The organism is Pantoea sp. VS1, from assembly GCF_002207995.1.
In the GTDB taxonomy this organism is placed as follows: Bacteria; Pseudomonadota; Gammaproteobacteria; order Enterobacterales; family Enterobacteriaceae; genus Pantoea; species Pantoea dispersa.
In genome coordinates this window covers 302623-321167 of record NZ_NHZE01000005.1, presented here as the reverse complement: position 1 = coordinate 321167, position 18545 = coordinate 302623, and the positions used below count along the sequence as shown (strand labels likewise).

General features: G+C 59.8%; 13 protein-coding genes. 6 read left to right on the top strand and 7 right to left on the bottom strand.

Annotated elements, in window-relative coordinates; genetic code table 11:
• Positions 1-262 precede the first annotated feature (262 nt).
• Positions 263-1921, top strand: a complete 1659-nt coding sequence (gene treF / locus CBW22_RS03860) for an alpha,alpha-trehalase TreF (RefSeq protein ID WP_058759659.1) — start codon at positions 263-265, stop codon at positions 1919-1921.
• A gap of 288 nt (positions 1922-2209) precedes the next feature.
• On the opposite strand, the gene CBW22_RS03855 is transcribed toward treF, so the two are convergent.
• A complete protein-coding gene (locus tag CBW22_RS03855; RefSeq protein ID WP_088516067.1) occupies positions 2210-3031 on the bottom strand; it encodes an alpha/beta fold hydrolase in 822 nt (273 codons plus the stop codon).
• 215 nt (positions 3032-3246) lie between these two features.
• Between CBW22_RS03855 and CBW22_RS03850 the strand changes: the two genes are divergently transcribed.
• Positions 3247-4836 (top strand): MFS transporter, encoded by a 1590-nt coding sequence (locus CBW22_RS03850; RefSeq protein ID WP_088516066.1) that lies wholly within the window; start codon positions 3247-3249, stop codon positions 4834-4836.
• Here the strand turns inward: CBW22_RS03850 and CBW22_RS03845 are convergent, their stop codons facing one another.
• On the bottom strand, positions 4837-5745 hold the full coding sequence (locus CBW22_RS03845; RefSeq protein ID WP_021507614.1) for a LysR family transcriptional regulator: 909 nt from the start codon (positions 5743-5745) through the stop codon (positions 4837-4839).
• A gap of 162 nt (positions 5746-5907) precedes the next feature.
• Here CBW22_RS03845 and CBW22_RS03840 point away from each other — a divergent pair, with 162 nt between their 5' ends.
• Complete coding sequence (locus tag CBW22_RS03840) at positions 5908-7776, top strand: amidohydrolase (RefSeq protein WP_088516065.1); 1869 nt, start codon at positions 5908-5910, stop codon at positions 7774-7776.
• A 27-nt stretch (positions 7777-7803) separates the two neighbouring features.
• On the opposite strand, the gene CBW22_RS03835 is transcribed toward CBW22_RS03840, so the two are convergent.
• Entirely contained in the window at positions 7804-8766 is a 963-nt protein-coding gene (locus CBW22_RS03835; protein ID WP_088516064.1) for a sensor domain-containing diguanylate cyclase, read from the bottom strand.
• Between the two features lie 370 nt (positions 8767-9136).
• Here CBW22_RS03835 and CBW22_RS03830 point away from each other — a divergent pair, with 370 nt between their 5' ends.
• From CBW22_RS03830 to uxuA, 3 genes are all read left to right on the top strand, one after another.
• A complete protein-coding gene (locus CBW22_RS03830; RefSeq protein WP_088516063.1) occupies positions 9137-12388 on the top strand; it encodes a transporter substrate-binding domain-containing protein in 3252 nt (1083 codons plus the stop codon).
• Entirely contained in the window at positions 12388-13092 is a 705-nt protein-coding gene (locus tag CBW22_RS03825) for a response regulator transcription factor (protein WP_058759664.1), read from the top strand. Before CBW22_RS03830 ends, CBW22_RS03825 begins: the two co-directional genes overlap by 1 nt.
• 132 nt (positions 13093-13224) lie before the next feature.
• The gene (gene uxuA, locus CBW22_RS03820; protein ID WP_031279714.1) at positions 13225-14289 is read left to right on the top strand and encodes a mannonate dehydratase; all 1065 of its coding nucleotides are present in this window, start codon (positions 13225-13227) and stop codon (positions 14287-14289) included.
• Between the two features lie 18 nt (positions 14290-14307).
• Here uxuA and CBW22_RS03815 read toward each other — a convergent pair whose 3' ends face one another.
• The 4 genes from CBW22_RS03815 to CBW22_RS03800 form a co-directional block, all read right to left on the bottom strand.
• The gene (locus CBW22_RS03815) at positions 14308-15864 is read right to left on the bottom strand and encodes a DHA2 family efflux MFS transporter permease subunit (RefSeq protein WP_254919470.1); all 1557 of its coding nucleotides are present in this window, start codon (positions 15862-15864) and stop codon (positions 14308-14310) included.
• Positions 15861-16901, bottom strand: coding sequence for an HlyD family secretion protein (locus tag CBW22_RS03810; RefSeq protein ID WP_088516062.1), 1041 nt, complete (start codon positions 16899-16901; stop codon positions 15861-15863). Before CBW22_RS03810 ends, CBW22_RS03815 begins: the two co-directional genes overlap by 4 nt.
• On the bottom strand, positions 16898-17443 hold the full coding sequence (locus CBW22_RS03805) for a winged helix-turn-helix transcriptional regulator (RefSeq protein WP_088516061.1): 546 nt from the start codon (positions 17441-17443) through the stop codon (positions 16898-16900). The genes CBW22_RS03810 and CBW22_RS03805 overlap by 4 nt, the downstream gene beginning before the upstream one ends.
• A 118-nt stretch (positions 17444-17561) precedes the next feature.
• Positions 17562-18470: a LysR family transcriptional regulator gene (locus tag CBW22_RS03800; RefSeq protein ID WP_088516060.1), complete on the bottom strand. Its 909-nt coding sequence runs from the start codon at positions 18468-18470 to the stop codon at positions 17562-17564.
• Positions 18471-18545: the final 75 nt, after the last annotated feature.

Here is an 18545-nt window from a genome sequence, read left to right as displayed (position 1 = left end):
GATCAACCTCTTCCCGCTTCTTTGCCGTTATCACTGACGATTTTCTTATTTACAGATAATTCTGTTCACTTATTTAAAGCTTCATCTGAAACACTGCTTTCAATTCCTGAAATATAGGACGTTGTATTCGCTGAAAAAAGCCTTAAATAGCCGATCAATCGACAAGATTTATTACGTTCATAGATATTTCGCATTGTTGTCTCATCGGGTCAGAGATCTATAATTTGTCCTTTGAGCAACCAGGCAATTTCAGGAGGCCGCTATTAATACTAACCACCAGCAACGTCAAGCTTTCGGAGAACACGAAGCCCATGCTGATCTGGGGTATCAATACGATCCTCACGAGTTTATCCGCGAAGGTATGCAGGATTCGGAGCCGGAACCCGAGCTGATCGAAGGCCTGCCTGCGCCTGATGCGCTGACACCTGCCGATCGCTATCTGGAGCTGTTTGAGCACGTGCAGACGTCACGTATTTTTGCCGACAGCAAAACGTTTCCGGACTGCGCGCCTAAATTCGATCCGCTGGATATTTTAATCCGCTATCGCCGCCGTAAACGCTCGGCGGAGTTCGACCTGGAAAAATTTGTCCACGAGCATTTTTATTTACCGCAGGTCAATGAGAGTTTTTATGTTTCCAATCCGGATAAAACCCTGACGGAACATATTGACGATCTGTGGCCAGTGTTAACCAAAATGCCGCAGCAGCATTTACCGCATTCGTCGCTGCTGCCGCTGCCGAAGCCTTACGTAGTGCCCGGCGGGCGTTTTGGTGAAACGTATTACTGGGACTCCTACTTCAGCATGCTGGGACTGGCCGAAGCGGGCCGCGACGATCTGCTGCGTCATATGGCGGACAACTTCGCCTGGCTGATTGATAACTACGGTCACGTGCCGAATGGCAACCGTACCTATTACCTCAGCCGCTCGCAGCCGCCGGTGTTCGCGCTGATGGTCGAGCTGTTTGAAGAGGACGGCATTCGCGGCGCGAAGCGCTATCTTGACCAGCTGATGAAAGAGTATCAGTTCTGGATGGACGGGGCCGGCGAGCTGATGCCGCATCAGGCCTATCGCCACGTGGTGCGCATGCCGGATGGTTCGCTGCTCAACCGCTACTGGGACGATCGCGACACGCCGCGCGATGAGTCGTGGATGGAAGATGTGGAAACCGCCAGCAAATCGCGTCGGCCGGCCAGCGAGGTCTATCGCGATCTGCGCGCCGGTGCCGCTTCCGGCTGGGATTACTCCTCGCGCTGGTTGCGCGATCCGCAACGTCTGGCCAGCATTCGCACCACCCAGTTTATTCCGGTGGATCTGAATGCGTTTCTCTACAAGTTGGAGCTGATGATCTCGACGCTGGCGCACGCGAAGGGCGAAGAACTCACCGGCCTGGCGTGGCAGAAGAAGGCGGATGCGCGCAAGCAGGCGATTCATCGCTATCTGTGGGACAACACCGCAGGCGTGTACCGCGACTACGACTGGCGTCGTGAACGCTTTGGTGCCTTTACCGCAGCGGCGGTGGTACCGCTGTTCCTGGGGCTGGCATCACCCGAGCAGGCGCATCTGCAGGCGGTGGCGCTGCGCCAGCTGCTGCTGACGCAGGGCGGGCTGGTAACCTCCATGGTGGAGAGCGGCGAGCAGTGGGATAAACCTAACGGCTGGGCACCGCTGCAATGGATGGCGGTGGTCGGACTGAATAACTACGGTGAAGAGACGCTGGCAACGGAGATTGCGGTCAACTGGCTGACCACGGTGAAGAATTTCTATTCGCTGCACCATAAGCTGGTAGAGAAGTACGATATCAGCGGCGATCGCGCCCGCCCGGGCGGCGGCGGTGAGTATCCGCTGCAGGACGGCTTCGGCTGGACCAACGGCGTCACCCGTCGCCTGCTGGCGATGTACGGGCATTTGCTGGCGGACTGACGCGGAGTACTACGGTCTGATGCGGGATGCTGCGGCCTGATGCGGGATGCTGCGGCCTGATGCCCTCACCCTGGCCCTCTCCCACCGGGAGAGGGAAACACTGCCATATGTGATTAATGAACTAATAGTTCACTCGATCGGCCCCCTCTCCCACCGGGAGAGTGAAACGCTGCCATATGCAGGACTGAGACAGCCCAGGTTAATTCAAGAGCCAATCCCCCGCTCGATCGGTTCCCTCTCCCGCGTGCGGGAGAGGGTTAGGGTGAGGGGACAGAACGCACTCCCCCCTTAATTCCCCTGCAAAAACGCCAGCAGGTCGGCATTCAGCTGGTCCTGATGCGTCACCGCAAAACCGTGCGGGCCGTTCTCATACACTTTCAGCTGCGAACCCGCAATCATCTCATGCACCAGCTTGCCGGTGGCTTCAAACGGCACCACCTGGTCATTACTGCCGTGGATCACCAGCGTCGGCACATCCACCTTCGCAATATCCGCACGGAAATCCGTCTCAGAGAACGCGGTCACGCAATCCAGCGTACCTTTCAGCGACGCCAGCAGCGCAATGTTCAGCGTCTGCGTCAGCACGCCATCGGAAACCGTCTGGCCCGCATTGGTGCCGTAAAACGGCGTGGCGAACTCTTTAATAAACTGCGCACGATCCTTCAGCAAGCCCGCTTTGATCCCGTCAAACACCGCTGCTTCCACCCCTTCCGGGTGATCGTCGGTTTTACCAAAGATCGGGGTGACGGCGCCCAGCAGCACCAGTCCTTTCACTTTCGCGGTACCATAACGACCAATGTAGCGCGACACATCCCCGCCGCCCATTGAGAAGCCCACCAGCGTCACCTCATCCAGCTGCAGATGCTCGATCAGGCCGTGAATATCGTCGGCAAAAGTGTCGTAATCGTAGCCTTCCCACGGCTGATCGGAGCGACCAAAGCCGCGGCGGTCAAACGCGATGACGCGGTAGCCGCGCTCGGCGAGGAAGTTGAGCTGGCTGTCCCACATATCGGCATCCAGCGGCCAGCCGTGGCTGAACAGCACCGGCTGCCCCTTGCCCCAGTCTTTGAAGTACAGGTTTACGCCGTCTTTAGTCTTGAATGTGCTCATGTTTTTTCTCCGTTAGTCAGTGATGTTGTGTCTGGCAATCAAACTAGCGTGGGATGCTGGAAAAACCTAAAGCAGAGATTTTGACAACTTGTGCAAAGATTTTTGCTAAGCCCTGCCGTCAAAAATCCTTGTACAAGTTGGCCGATTTTTTCCGCTATCTCCTGACGGGCGAGCTTCGTATCGTGCTCTCATCGCACACTGACAGGAACAGCCTGATGAACCAGCCAAATCCACAAACAGCGCGCAGCGGCGCGTTTTCCCCTTTCGCCTACGGGCTTTTCGCCGTGATCTGGACCGCTTCGGTGCTCGGCAATACCGGTAGCTTTATCCGCGACGTCGCCAGCGCCTGGCTGATTACCGGACTGTCGGATAACCCAACCGCCGTCGCGCTGATGCAAACCGCCGCCACCCTGCCAGTGTTCCTGCTGGCGCTGCCGGCCGGCGTGCTGTCGGATATTGTTGACCGCCGCCGCCTGCTGATTGTGGTGCAGCTGCTGATGGCCAGCGTCAGCGGCACACTACTGCTGCTGTCGCACAACCACTGGCTCACCGTTGAATGGCTGATCGGCCTGACCTTTGTCGGCGGCGTCGGCGCGGCGCTGTTCGGTCCGGCATGGCAGGCCATCGTGCCGGAGCTGGTACCCCGCCATGAGCTGAAAAATGCCGTCGCGCTCAACTCGCTGGGCATCAATATCGCCCGGGCGATTGGACCGGCTACCGGCGGCCTGCTGCTGGCAAGTTTAGGTGCTATGGCCGCTTACGGTGCCGATGTCGCCAGTTATTTTTTCGTCATCGCCGCGCTGCTGTGGTGGAAACGTCCGGCGAAAGCCGCTACCGCGCTGAATGAGCACTTCTTTGGCGCTTTCCGCGCCGGGCTGCGCTATGTGAAAGCCAGCCGCGAACTGCACCGCGTACTGTTGCGCGCCGCGCTGTATTTTGCCTTCGCCAGTGCCATCTGGGCGCTGCTGCCGCTGGTGGCGCGCACCATGCTGCACGGCAGCGCGGGCTTTTATGGCTTGCTGCTTGGGGCCGTCGGTGCCGGTGCCATTGCCGGCGCGCTGCTGCTGCCGCGCCTGCGTGCCCGGCTGAGCCATGATGGACTGATGCTGCTCTCCGCCGTGCTCAGCGCGCTGGTCATGGTGGCGCTGGCGCTCAGTCCGCCGCAGTGGCTGGCGCTGCTGCTGATGCTGGTACTGGGCACCGGCTGGATCATCGCGCTGACGACCCTCAACGGCGTGGCGCAGGCGGTGCTGCCCGACTGGGTGCGCGGTCGCGGGCTGGCGGTCTATCTGATGGTGTTCAACGGTACGCTGGCGGGTGGCAGTCTGGCCTGGGGGCTGATCGCTCAGCACATGGGTCTGGCGCCAACGCTGATGCTGGCCGGCGCGGCGCTGCTCATCACGGCGCTGCTGGCAAAACGGCTGGCGCTGCCGGCGGGCGAAGCGGATCTGCAGCCGGCGCAGCACTGGGCTGAACCGGTGGTGAGCGATGCGGTGGATATCCGTCGTGGCGCCGTACTGATCCAGATTCGCTACCGTGTTCCCCAGGCCGATCGCGCCGCTTTCCAGCACGCCATGCACAAACTGGCGCAGGCGCGACGCCGTGACGGTGCCTATGCGTGGGGATTAATGGAGCAGACCGATGATGCCGGGGCGCTGCTGGAGTGGTTTATGGTGGAGTCATGGCAGGAGCATTTACGTCAGCACCAGCGCGTCTCGCGCGCCGATGCTGAGTTACAGCAGGCGGTACTGCAGTACCATCAGGGTGATGAACCCCCGCAGGTCAGCCATCATATTGCGCTGTGATCAGGCTGGCGCGTAGATGTCACTCAGACCGGGCAGCGTCGGCAGGCGCTCGCGCCACCAGATAGCCGCGTTGCCGCAGGCGCTCTCATTCCACGCCAGATAGGCGATATCGCGCCGGCACTCGCTGTCCAGCTGGCGCGCCACCAGCGCACCGCTCGCCAGATGCGGGCGCGCCAGGTAAAGCGGCAGATAACCGCAGCCGAGCCCGGCGAGATGCGCCTGCAGTTTGGCCGGGAAATCATGCACGCTCAGCGTCTTCTGCTCATCCAGCACGCGTAAATCCATCCCGGCACCGTGGCGGGATGAATCATGCACCGTGACCGCGCGATACTGGCGAATCTGTTCGCGCAGTAGCGGTTCGGGCTCCGCCGCCAGCGGATGGTCAGGAGCGACAGCGAACACATACTCCAGCCAGCCCAGCGGCTGGCAGACAATCTCTTTGCGCGTGGCGGGTTCCTGAACCGCGCCAAAGACAATGTCCGCTTCGCCGTAATGCAGCGCTTCCCAGCAGCCGGCCAGCACGTCCTGACGGAACTGCAGCTGGGTGTGCGGGTGCTGCTGATAAAATTCGTCAATCAGCGGCGTGAGGATGCTGAACGGCAGCGAAGCATCCACGCTGATGGTCAGCAGACTCTCCCAGCCGCTCTCCACGTAGCGCGCCTGCTGCTCCAGCTCGTTCACCGCACGCAGCAGCGTCCGCCCTTTTTCCAGCATCAGACGGCCGGTCGGCGTGAATGTGGCGCGATGGCCGGAGCGATCGAGCAGCGTGATTTTTAAATCGCTCTCCATCTTCTGCACGGTATAGCTCAACGCCGACGCGGTTTTGAACAGTCGCGCGGCCGCAGCGGCAAAGGTGCCATGACGATCGAGCGCATCCAGAATCAGTAGCGCCTCCAGATTTAAACGCATTCCCTACCCTCCGTAAAAAAAGTTGAACGACAACGTAAAAACAATCCGTTATCAATAACTGCTGTCATTTCGTATTTTTTTCCTCATCGGCGCAAGCATTTTTAACCGCGCATTAACACGGTGGCTGAGGGCCGCTACGCTTAATTTAACGGAGAGAACAGAATGACGACCGCATCCCTGATTTTTACCAACGGTAAGTTTCACACCGTCGACCGCGCAAACCCGCTGGCCACCGCCGTAGCCATCAAAGACGGCAAGTTTCTCGCCGTAGGTAGCGAAGCGGACGTCATGCGCTTTGCCGGCAGCGACACGCAAATCATCGACGCCAAAGGGCACACCGGCATTCCCGGCCTGAACGATTCCCACCTGCATCTGATTCGCGGTGGCCTCAACTACAACCTTGAGCTGCGCTGGGAAGGCGTACCGTCGCTGGCCGATGCGCTGCGTATGCTGCGCGAACAGGCCCTGCGTACGCCGTCACCGCAGTGGGTGCGCGTGGTCGGGGGCTGGAGCGAGTTCCAGTTTGCTGAGCGCCGCATGCCGACGCTGGACGAAATCAATACCGCCGCGCCCGATACGCCGGTCTTCATTCTGCATCTGTATGACCGCGCGCTGCTCAATCGCGCCGCGCTGAAAGTGGTGGGCTACACCAAAGAGACCCCCAACCCGCCGGGCGGCGAAATCCAGCGCGACAGCAATGGCAATCCGACCGGCATGCTGATCGCCCGTCCTAACGCCATGCTGCTGTACGCCACGCTGGCGAAAGGGCCCATACTGCCGCTGGAACAGCAGGTTAACTCGACGCGTCAGTTTATGCGTGAGCTGAACCGCCTCGGTCTGACCAGCGCCATTGACGCCGGCGGCGGCTTCCAGAATTACCCGGACGATTACAACGTGATCGCCGAACTGCACGCGAAAAAGCAGCTGACGGTACGCATCGCCTATAACCTGTTCACTCAGCGGCCCGGCCACGAGCTGGAAGACTTTGAGAAGTGGACCGATATGCTGAAGCCGGGCCAGGGCACCAACTTCCTGCGCCACAACGGTGCCGGTGAAATGCTGGTGTTCTCGGCGGCGGACTTCGAAGATTTCCTCGAACCGCGCCCGGATCTGGCACCCGGCATGGAAGATGAGCTGGAGCGCGTGGTGCGTCACCTGGTGGAGCATCGCTGGCCGTTCCGCCTGCACGCCACCTATAACGAATCAATCAGCCGCATGCTGGATGTGTTTGAGAAGGTGAATCGCGACATTCCGTTCAATGGCCTGCACTGGTTCTTTGACCATGCGGAAACCATCACTGAAGCCAATATTGAGCGGGTAAAAGCGCTCGGCGGCGGCCTGGCGGTGCAGCATCGCATGGCTTTCCAGGGGGAATACTTTGTCGATCGCTACGGTAAAGAGGCCGCGAAGCAGACGCCGCCGGTGGCGCGCATGCTGGAGGCCGGCGTGCCGGTGGGCCTCGGTACCGATGCCACCCGCGTTGCCAGCTATAACCCGTGGACCGCACTGTACTGGCTGGTTTCAGGCCGTACCGTCGGTGGGATGCAGTTGTACGATGACAACGCACGCATCGACCGTGAAACCGCACTGATGCTATGGACCAAAGGCAGTGCCTGGTTCTCCAGCGAGCAGAGCGCCAAAGGTGAGATCAAAGTCGGCCAGCTGGCGGATCTGGTGCTGCTGTCGAAAGATTTCTTCAGCGTGCCGGAAGAGGAGATCAAAGGCATTGAATCGGTGCTGACGCTGGTGGATGGCAATGTGGTGTATGCCGCCGGCAGCTTCACGCCGCTGGCACCGCCGCCGGTGCCGGTGTTGCCGGAGTGGTCGCCGGTGGTTACCGTGCCCGGTCACTACCGCAGCGCCCCGCCGCAGACCAGCGGCCGCGCCGCGCGGATGCCGCAGGTACACCAGTGCAGCGGCCCCTGTGGCGTGCACAGCCACGCTCATGATGTCGCGCGCCAGTCATCGGTGCCGGTGTCAGACAACAATGCGTTCTGGGGTGCGCTGGGCTGTTCCTGTTTTGCGTTTTAAGTGATCAAGGGGTGCGGGCGCTGGCCCTCACCCCATCGATATATTGCCTGCCAGACCGAAGCCCTGCTTACCGTTCCTCTTAATCTGGTACATCGCGCCATCCGCCCGGGTCAGCGCGTCATCGAAGCTGTCGCGCCGGTGTACCGGGGCGATACCGATTGAGGCGCCAATCCGCGCATGACCATTGTCGACATCAAACGGCGTCAGCGCCGCATCCAGCACCGCCTGCGCCAGAATGCGCACCTTCGGGTAATCAATCAAAAACGGCAGCAGCAGCACGAACTCATCGCCGCCAAGCCGCCCGACGATGGCCTCTGACGGCAGCAAATCGCGGATGCGCTGGCTGAGCTGAATCAGCACCTCGTCACCGCTGCGATGGCCGAGCGTGTCATTGACGTGCTTGAAGTTGTCGAGGTCGATAAACGCCACGCACAGCGGCCCGGCGCGTTGTAGCTGACTAAACTGCGCCTGCAGCGCGTGGCGGTTGGGTAACGCGGTTAACGGGTCGTGATGCGCCAGCAGGGAGAGCTGGGCTTCGTAATTCTTCTCTTTGGTCATGTCGATATGGGTGCCGGTCACTTTGAGTGGATTACCCTGCTCGTCCCACTCGCTGACGCGTCCGCGATCCAGCACCCAGGTGATTTTGCCGTTCTTGCCGATCATACGGTGCAGCGCCTCGTAATAGGGCGCGCGCCCTTCAATATGATCGTAAAAGGCGCGCAGCACCTCATCGGCATCTTCCGGATGCAGGCACTCGCGCCAGGCATCAAAGCGCGCTTTGGTCTCTTTCGCCTGAAAGCCGAGCATCGCGCCCCAGCGCCGGTTAAAAATCACCAGTTTGCCGCTGGGAATATCCAGCTGCCACAGGCACAAGCCGGTGCCGTCCAGCGCCGCGTTCAGCTTATTACGCGCGTCGTGCGCCAGGCGCTTGAGGCGCGCATTGTGCTTTTTCAGGTTCTGAATCTGCTGGCGCAGCGCTTCTTCGGACATGGTTGATCGCTGGAGAGAAAATAAGGGCTATTTTGCCTGCACGATAGATTCTGTAAATAAAACAAATGAAAAGGCGATTAGCGTCGGAAAATTGCGCCGGGTTCAGCAGGAATGGCGAAGCAACGCGGTAATTTCAGCAAACAAAACTTACACTTACTAAAAATAGCAGCGCGCTTCGCTTCGTCGCGCCGGCGAAACCTGCCTTTCACCAGGAATTTTCTCTCCTGTTTTTAAGAAATTTCTTAAGCGCGATTTAAGTCCACTTGTATTAAGTCGCTGTTGAAGGATGCCTGACGCGCAACGTGCCGTCAGAGAAGAAGTGCCGTCATGGTGGCGGCGCGCGCAACCGGTCCAGCGAGTGAAATCATCCGTGAGTAAACGCATCCTCAGCCTCCTTCTGTTACTGGGCTTTTGCCTGTCTGCCTGGGGTGCAACCACGTTAAATTTCTCGCCGCGCTATGGTCTGGTAGCACCGGAAGTCACGCTGTCGCCGCAGAGCCAGCAGTGGCTGAAACAGCACTCTGTACTGCGCGTCGGCGTGTGGAACAACCCGCTGCCACCCTATTCCGTGTCGTTTGAAGCCAATACCTACGAAGGACTTTCGGCCGATTATCTGGCCATCGTGGCGAAGGCGTTAAATCTGCCGGTGAAAATCAAGGTGTATAAAACCCGGCTGGAGCTGGTGGATGCGCTCAACGACGGTGAAGTCGATCTGATTCCTTACTACACGCTGGCCGCCAATCAGGATACGCAGCTGGCGCTGAGCCTGCCGTATTCACTGGCGCGCAGCGTATTAATCAGCAAACGTAACGCGACCTTCGACAGTGAGCTGAAAAATAGCCGCTATCGCCTGCTCTATTACGGTGATGCGGAACTCAAAGCGCTGCTGCACAAGCGCTATCCGCGCGCCACGCTGGCCCCGGCCGCGCCGCCGCTGTGGGCCTACACCGACACCGCGTTTAGCGAAAACACCCTGTTCTGGAGCAACAGCGCCACTCAGCGCTTTCTTTCGCATCGCGGCCTGCAGAATGTGATTGAAGCGCACAGCACGCCGTACACCAACGATGTTGACGCGCGCTTTGCCAGCAACAGTGCCAATCTGCCGCTGATCGCAGCCATCGATGAAATCCTGAAAAACATTCCGCTGCGCAACGCGGTACAGATTGCGGAAGCCTGGAGCCTGGATTATCAGTCGGTGGTTAAAAACCATCCGCTGGATCTCAGCGACCAGGAGGCCGCGTGGCTGGCAGAACACCGCGAGATCACCGTTAACTACGATCCTTCGCATACGCCGTTTACCTTTATTGATAACCGCCAGCGCGTGGTCGGCCTGAGCGTGGACCTGCTGAAAATGATTTCCCAGCGCACCGGCATTCGCTTTCGCTACAACCCGATTCAGGGGTTGAGCAACATGCGCGATACGCTCAACCGCCAGCGCGATGCGATTATCGCCGTCAGCGACGCCACCGCGCAGCAGGACGACAAAATCCGCTACACCCGCTCCTACATCTACTCGTCATGGGTAGTGGTGACGCGCAAAGACAGCCCGTGGAAAAGCTTTGATGAGATGGCGGGCAAGCGCGTCGGTATCTATGAGCGCGCCTACTATCGTTACGATTTACGTGAGCGCTGGCCGGGCATCAACTTTGTCGAAAACGGCGTGTCGATTGATTCGCTCGGTCAGCTACTCGATAAGCAGCTGGATGGCTTTATCGTGCCGTACGAGTCGTCGCTGTTTCTGCTCAACAATCACTTTAATGACAGCTTCAAAGTGGCGTTTGTCGCGCCGCTGCCGATGTTCCGCATGGCGATGGCGGTCAATGGGCAGGATCAGGTGCTGCTGTCGATCCTTAACAAAGCGCTGTCCGATATTCCGCAGCCGACCATGCAGTCGCTGATGGAGCGCTGGATCAAATACACGCCGCCCGCCACCAGCACCTCGTGGCAAAGCTATCGCAGCTATATATTGCGCATCGTCGCCGTGGCCGGGCTGGGCCTGCTGTTTTTCCTGTGGCGTAACCATCTGCTGAAAGCCTCGCTGGCGAAACAGCGCGAGCACGAGCGTGAAATCAGCGAGCAGCTGGCGCATATCGAAGCGCTGATGGCCGACCTGCGCAAAGCCAACGAAGTCGCGGTGCGCGCCAGCGAAGCGAAAAGCACTTTCCTGTCGCACATGAGTCATGAAATCCGCACGCCGCTGGCGGCGCTGATTGGCCTGCTGGAAATCGAGCATCTCGGCCAGAGTAATGAACAGCAGCGGCAGAAGAACATTGATGTCGCCTGGGAGTCGTCGCGTTCGCTGCTGTCGCTGGTGGGCGATATTCTCGACCTGGCCAAAATCGAATCCGGGCATTTCAGCGTGCAGCTGCAGCCGATGTCGCTCAGTGAAGTGGTGCGTGATTGCGAAGCGCTGTTCCGCCAGGTGGCGCTCAACAAAGGGCTGGCGCTGAATATCATGCTGGAGCTGGAGCAGGACCAGGTTCTGTTTGACCCGGTGGCGCTGAAGCAAATTCTCTCCAATCTGGTGAGCAACGCCATCAAGTTTACCTCGCACGGCGAAGTGGAAGTGGCGCTGTATCAGGCAGAGAGCACGCGACCGGAGTATGTGCTGGAGGTGAGCGACAGCGGGGTTGGCCTGACGGCAGAGCAGCAGCAGGCGATCTTCGAGCCGTTCATTCAGGTCGATCAGGGCAGCAACCGCGCCAGCGGCACCGGGTTAGGCCTGAATATCTGCCGCCGGCTGGCGGTGATGCTCGGCACCGAGCTGCACGTCGAGAGTGAACCGGGTGACGGCAGCGTGTTTATGCTGCGCTTCCGCGCGGAAGCGGCGCGTATTGAACATGAGCAGCCCACCCTGCCACAGCCGGTGGAGCCCGCTAAACAGGCTGCACTGCGCATTCTGATTGTCGATGACAACGCCACTAACCGTCTGCTGCTGGCCCAGCAGCTGCGCTACGCCGGCCACCATGTGCTGGTGGCGGACGGTGGTGCGGCGGCACTGGCGCTGTGGCGCGAAAATCAGCCGGACCGCGTGATTACCGACTGCAACATGCCGGAGATGGACGGCTTCGAATTCACCCGCCAGCTGCGCGCCGAAGAGAAGCGCCTGGTGCGACGCGCGGTGCCGGTTTACGGCCTGACGGCGATGGCGGAGGAGCGCGTGGCGCAGCTGGCGCAGGACGCCGGCATGAACGGTTGCCTGTTTAAACCGCTGGAGCGCGCGCAGCTGCTGCAGGTGATCACCGGCGCACCGATGAACCCGACGCGCGACGATACCCTGCTGACGCTGGAAAATCTGGCGGCAAACAACCCGCAGGCGTGGCGCGACCTGGTGACCACCGCGCGCCAGCAGAACAGTTACGATCTCGCCCAGCTGACGCAGGCGGTGGCTGCGAACAATTTTGCTTCGGCGCGTCACGCCGCGCATCAGCTACTCGGCAGTGCCCGAATGCTGCGCGCCGACGCGCTGCAACATCGCTGCCGCGCCGCCGAACAGGCGGCGGAGCATGAAGATGGTGCGCTATTACAACAGCTGCTGCCGGAGGTCGCCGGGGCGGTGGCCGAGCTGGACGCGCTGTTCCTGCGTGCCCTGGAAACGCCTATTCCTGAAGAGGTGATGTAATGAAAGAGAGCGCAATCTGGCAGATTGCCGTGCTGGACGATCATCCGCTGATTGGTAAAGCCATGCAGTACCGCTTAGCGCAGGAGCCGCAGCTCGATCTGGCCGGGGCTTTTGCCCAGCGCCAGCAGCTGATGAATTTCCTGCAGCGCCACCCGCTCGATATCCTGGTGCTGGATTACATGCTGGGTGAAGACCAGCTCGACGGGCTGCAAATGGTGAAACAGCTGCGCCTGCACTACCCGCAGCTGAAGATTCTGGTGTCGTCCGCGGTGGAGAAACCGGCGATTGTCCAGCTGTTGCTGAAAGCCGGCGTGCAGGGATTTGTCGGCAAAAGCCACGATCAGGAGGTACTGATCGACGCCATCCATCAAATCTGTCGCGGCAAGCGCTTCCTGACGCCGGACATGATGCTGGAGCTGGATAAATTCCAGGAGAGCGATCGCGAGATGCACGACTACCTGACGCCGCGCCAGGCGGGCGACGACATCTCGCTGCTGCTGCGCGAGCTGAGCCCGCGCGAAATCGAGGTGATTCGCTGTTATCTCGACGGGTTGAGCATTACGCAGATCGCCGGTAAATACGCGCGCAGCCGCAAAACCATCAGCGGTCAGAAGCAGACCGCGCTGCGCAAACTGGGGCTGCGCTCGGATCTCGAACTGTTTAAGTACAAGCAATATTTCACCGAGCTGGTGACCACCCAGTAAGCGACTGCGCTGCGGATAAAATCGGTTCTGTGACGCGGATCAAGGCTTAATCGCCGCACAATGCTGCCTTCATGAATTCTAGTATGGTAGTTTAGCCGTTATCATACAGACACGATGACGATGGATGACATAATGCAGCTGACAATGCGGTGGTTTGGGCCGAAGGAAGACAAGGTTTCGCTGGAATATATTCGCCAGGTGCCGGGCGTACGCGGCGTGGTGGGCGCACTTTACGATGTGCCGGTGGGCGAAACCTGGCCGCAGGAGAAGATCCAGGCGCTGGTCGATCAGGTGCACGCAGCCGGACTGACGGTCGAAGTGATTGAGAGTGTTAATATTCACGACGACATCAAGATCGGCCTGCCGAGCCGCGATCGCTACATCGCCAATTATCAGCAAAGTATCCGCAACCTGGCGGCCGCCGGGGTAAAAGTGATCTGCTACAACTTCATGCCGGTGTTCGACTGGATGAAGACGGATATGAATTATGTGCTGCCGGATGGCTCCATCACCATGGCCTTCGAGAAACAGGGCATCGATAAAAGCCTCGACGAGGTGGTGAAAGAGGTGCTGGGCAGCGCCAACGGCTTCGCGCTGCCGGGCTGGGAGCCGGAACGGCTGGCAAAAGTTCAGGAGCTGTTTGCCAAATATCAGGACGTTGATGACGCGAAGCTGCGTGAAAACCTCGCCTATTTCCTCAAAGCGGTGATCCCGGTGTGCGAAGAGGTGGGCGTGAAGATGGCAATCCACCCGGACGATCCGCCGTATTCGATCTTCGGTCTGCCGCGCGTGGTGAAAAACCGCGACGATCTCGACTGGATCTGTAACGTCGTCGATTCTGAAGCCAACGGCATCACGCTGTGCACCGGATCGATTGCCGAGGATCCGCAGAACGATGTCTATGCCATTCTGGCCGAATTCTCGCGCCGCAAACGCATCCCGTTTGCCCACGTGCGCAACATCAAGATCATCCGCGATAAAGATTTCTACGAGTGCGCGCATCCGACGGAATATGGCTCGCTGGATATGTATAAAGTGCTGCAGTCGATGTATGACAACGGCTTTGACGGCTATATCCGTTCGGATCACGGCCGCTTTATCTGGGGTGAAACCGGGCGCCCAGGCTACGGTTTGTACGACCGCGCGCTGGGCACCACCTATCTGCTGGGCCTGTGGGAAGCGCTGAGTAAACGTTAATGGGCTACGATCTGGCCCTCATCCCTGTGGCTTTTTCAATAACGGTACCAGCAGCGCCGCGACGAAAAAGCCTGTCATGATCAGCCAGAACGCGTCGGAAAAAGCCTGGGTGCGCGCTTCACGCAGCGTCAGCGCCGCCAGCGACTGCAGCGCGGCCGTATGCGCGGCATCCGGGCTCAGGCCGCTGGTCATCAGCGCCTGAGCGCGCCCCTGCAGAAAATCACCCAGCGTCAGGCTGGCGCTGTTGAGATGATCCGCCAGCCGGCTAAAGTGCAGGTTGGTGCGGTCGTTGAGCACCGTACCGCACAGGGCAATACCAATCGCACCGCCAAGGTTGCGCATCAGATTAAACAGGCCAGACGCGAGCTTCAGGCGGGCCGGTGGCAAACTGCCCAGCGTCAGCGTCACCGTCGGTGCCACGGCAAACTGCTGCGCCATACCGCGAAACGCCTGCGGGAACAGCAACTCCTTCGCCCCCCAGTCATGGGTAATCGGCACGAAGAAATGCATCGACAGTGCAAAACAGATCAGCCCCGACGCCAGCAAAATACGCAGATCGACGCGGTTCGCCAGCCAGGCATACAGCGGGATCGACAGAATCTGAAACACCCCGGTGGAGAAGATCGCCAGTCCAGTCTCCAGTGCGCTGAAGCCGCGCACCTGGCTGAGAAACAGTGGCGTAAGGTAAATGGTGGCGAAGATCCCTACGCCCGCCATAAACGAGAAGTAGCAGCCGAGGCTAAAGTCGCGGTCCTTGAGCGCGCGTAAATCGACGATCGGTTTGGCATGCCGCAGCGTGCGGATCACAAACAACACGCCCGCCGCCAGCGCAATCCAGCCGGTGGTGGCAATGGTATCATCATCAAACCAGCCCCAGCGCGGTCCCTCTTCCAGCGTATATTCCAGACAGCCGAGCGCCAGCGCCAGCAGCACGATGCTGAGATAATCCGCGCCGCGCAGCAGTTCGCGGTTGGGCGCGTCGATGTTCACCAGCAGCGGAACCGCAATGGTGATGTAAATACCGGGAATGATGTTGATGAAAAACAGCCAGTGCCAGCTGAAGTTATCGGTGATCCAGCCGCCAACGGTCGGGCCGAGCGTCGGCGCCAGCGACGCCAGCGCGCCGACGGTCGCGGCGGCAATCACCCGCTGCCGGCCCTGGAAAAAGGCGAAGGCGGTGGTGAACACCAGCGGGATCATCGAGCCCCCCGCCAGCCCCTGCAGCGCACGGAACGCGATCATGCTCTGAATGTTCCACGCCCAGCCGCACAGCAGGCTCATCAGCGTAAAGCCACAGGCCGAGGCGGCGAACAGCCAGCGCGTAGACAGCACGCTGGCCAGCCAGCCGGAGAGCGGAATAATGATGATTTCGGCGATCAGGTAGCTGGTCTGCACCCACACGGTTTCATCATCGCCCGCCGACAGGCCACCGCCAATGTCGCGCAGCGAAGCTGAGACAATCTGGATATCCAGCAGCGCGATAAACATGCCGATGCACAGGGTGGCAAAGGCGAAGACTTTCCGGCTGACCGGCATCTGCGCGGGCGCGATCGGCGCGGCGACCACGCGGCTCATTGCGCGCTGCGCTCATCGACGGTCACGGTCACCGACAGTCCCGGACGCAACAGCCCGAGCGTAGCCGCATCGCCGTCCAGCGCAATGCGCACCGGCACGCGCTGGACAATTTTGGTGAAGTTACCGGTGGCGTTTTCCGCCGGCAGAATGCTGAAGCGCGAACCGGTCGCGGGCGACAGGCTGGCGACATGCCCGCTGAAGGTGCGGCCAGGCAGCACGTCCGCGACAATTGTTGCCGTCTGGCCTGGCCGCATGTGCGCCAGCTGGCTCTCTTTAAAGTTGGCGTCAATCCACAGCCCCTGCGCCGGCACCAGCGACAACAGCTGCGTGCCGCTGCTGACATACGAACCGGCCCAGGCGCGGCGATTGCCGATCACGCCATCAAACGGCGCGCGGATAGCGGTGTATTCCAGATTGAGCTGTGCCAGTGACAGGTCGGCCTGTGCCTGCGCCAGCGCGGCGTGCGTCTGCTGCTCGCGCGCATCCAGCACCTGCAGCTGACGTTCGGCGACCGCGCGATCGGCACGGGTTTTGCCCTCCTGCGCCAGCGCCTGATGGTAATCGGCCTGCGCATGATCGCGAATCTGCTGCGACACCGCAGCGCTGCTCACCAGCGCGTCATAGCGGCGCTGGTCGGCGGTGGTTTTCTGCGTTACCGCCTGCGCCACCAGCAGCGCAGCACGCGCGCCGTCGATGGTGGCCAGCTGGAGCTGGCGCGTGGCGGCGATATCCTGCAGCGCCGCCTGCTGTGCGGCGACTTCGCCCGCCGCACGGTCAACCGCCGCCCGATAGTCGCGGTTATCCAGCTGCACCAGCAGGTCGCCCTTTTTAACCGCCGCATTATCCTGCACCGCAAGCGTCTGGACATAGCCGGACACTTTGGCCGAAATCGCACTGATATCCGCGCCGACGTAGGCATCATCGGTCGAAGGCATAAAGCGCGCGCTGTGCCACCAGTAATAGCCATAGCCGGCCAGCGCCACGCCGCCGCAGGCCAGCATCAGCAGCAGTGCCGCTTTTTTCCGCGTCAGGCTCATGGTTCGTTCCCGGTCACCGTCTGCGGGGCGAATTTTTGCGCCGTATCGCCCGCGCGTTTTCTCGCCAGATACTGCTGGCGATAGTGCATCATCGGACTGGCCGCCGGGCCTGGCACCATCTGGTATTTGTCACTGGAGAGCGGCTGGCCGGTGGCGCTGTCGACCATTTGCGGCGTCACCGGGCGCTGAGTGGCGCTTTCAACCAGCTGCATCTGCCGCCCTTCCGGTGAGAAGTGGGTGCTGCCCCACTCGGCCAGCGCCAGTATTACCGTACGAAAATCGCGGCCCGCCGGAGTGAGCTGGTACTCGTAGCGTGCCGGAGCGTCGCTGTAACACACCTTTTCCAGCAATCCATCCTCTACCAGCTCTTTCAGCCGGCGCGACAGAATATTGGGTGCCACGCCGCTGCTTTTCTGAAACTCATCAAAGCGGGTAAAGCCGGCCAGCGCATCGCGCATGATCAGCATGCTCCAGCCGTCGCCGACGCGTCCAAGGCTGCGTGCGATAGGGCACGGCATATTACACAGAGGTTGGTTTTTCATGGGCCAGTTCCCGATGTGAAGTCGATGCGGGATACTGTGGCAGGGTAACTTTCATTTTGCAAGTTACTTGCAGAATGAAAGTAACAAACAGATTGTCAGCGCGCGTTCCGGCGCAGCCTCACAGCCTGTCGATCAATTCCTGCCGGTGGTCATGCAGCAGACGCAGCATTTCACGCAACAGCGGATCTTCGTTGCCCTTCTGCCACGCAATACTCAGCGGCAAGCCTTTGATCTGCTCAGGTAACGTCAGCGGGATATAGCGGACGCTTTCGCTGTTCATGGTGCGATAAGAGGCTGGTACCACCGCCAGACCGAGGCCGGCGGACACCAGGCTGAGAATGGTTTGCTTCTCTTCGGCATATTGCGCGATATGTGGCGTCAGGCCGGCCTGCTTAAACAGGCTGATGGTGAGATCGTGGCTGTGCGGCCGGGTGCGGCGGTCCGGAATGATCATGGCTTCATGCTGAAAATCTGCCACCGTCACCTGCGCTTTATCCGCCAGCGGATGCGTCAGCGGCACTGCCAGCACGCAACTTTCGCGGGTAATAAAACGCAGCGCCAGTGACGCATCCATGCGCTGCGGCGCGCGGATAATAATCATATCCAGCCAGCCGGATTTTAATTTGGGAATCAGGTTAAGGGTTTTATCTTCGATAATATGGATATCGCTCAGCGGATGACGCGGCACAAATAAATTCAGCAGTGCAGGAACTAAACCGCGCGCGGCGCTATCGATAGCGCCAATGCGTAATGTCCGGCGTTCATCTTTTAATCCGCCTTTAAAACGCAGCGCCAGCGCATCAAACTGATCGATCAGTTTTCCCGCTTCGTCAAAAAACAGGGCTCCCTCGGCGGTTAATGAAACATTGCGCGTTGAGCGGTTTAACAGGCGCACGCCCAGATCCTCTTCCAGCAGGCGAATAAAGCGGGAAAGTGATGCAGGCATCATTTCCATACTTTGTGCCGCCCGGCCGAAATGCAGTTCTTTACCCACCGCGACAAAACAACGCAATTGATTTATATCCACATTTTCCTCGCCGCACGATTATTCAAATAGTTTATATAATCCACGCCTGATGATCGCGCAATACAAACCTGCATA

What these genes read in the sequence shown, in the direction of transcription:
- CBW22_RS03855 (WP_088516067.1), bottom strand. Translation starts at nt 3,031, where the DNA reads ATGAGCACATTCAAGACTAAAGACGGCGTAAACCTGTACTTCAAAGAC.
- CBW22_RS03850 (WP_088516066.1), top strand. Translation starts at nt 3,247, where the DNA reads ATGAACCAGCCAAATCCACAAACAGCGCGCAGCGGCGCGTTTTCCCCT.
- CBW22_RS03845 (WP_021507614.1), bottom strand. Translation starts at nt 5,745, where the DNA reads ATGCGTTTAAATCTGGAGGCGCTACTGATTCTGGATGCGCTCGATCGT.
- CBW22_RS03840 (WP_088516065.1), top strand. Translation starts at nt 5,908, where the DNA reads ATGACGACCGCATCCCTGATTTTTACCAACGGTAAGTTTCACACCGTC.
- CBW22_RS03835 (WP_088516064.1), bottom strand. Translation starts at nt 8,766, where the DNA reads ATGTCCGAAGAAGCGCTGCGCCAGCAGATTCAGAACCTGAAAAAGCAC.
- CBW22_RS03825 (WP_058759664.1), top strand. Translation starts at nt 12,388, where the DNA reads ATGAAAGAGAGCGCAATCTGGCAGATTGCCGTGCTGGACGATCATCCG.
- uxuA (WP_031279714.1), top strand. Translation starts at nt 13,225, where the DNA reads ATGCAGCTGACAATGCGGTGGTTTGGGCCGAAGGAAGACAAGGTTTCG.
- CBW22_RS03815 (WP_254919470.1), bottom strand. Translation starts at nt 15,864, where the DNA reads ATGAGCCGCGTGGTCGCCGCGCCGATCGCGCCCGCGCAGATGCCGGTC.
- CBW22_RS03810 (WP_088516062.1), bottom strand. Translation starts at nt 16,901, where the DNA reads ATGAGCCTGACGCGGAAAAAAGCGGCACTGCTGCTGATGCTGGCCTGC.
- CBW22_RS03805 (WP_088516061.1), bottom strand. Translation starts at nt 17,443, where the DNA reads ATGAAAAACCAACCTCTGTGTAATATGCCGTGCCCTATCGCACGCAGC.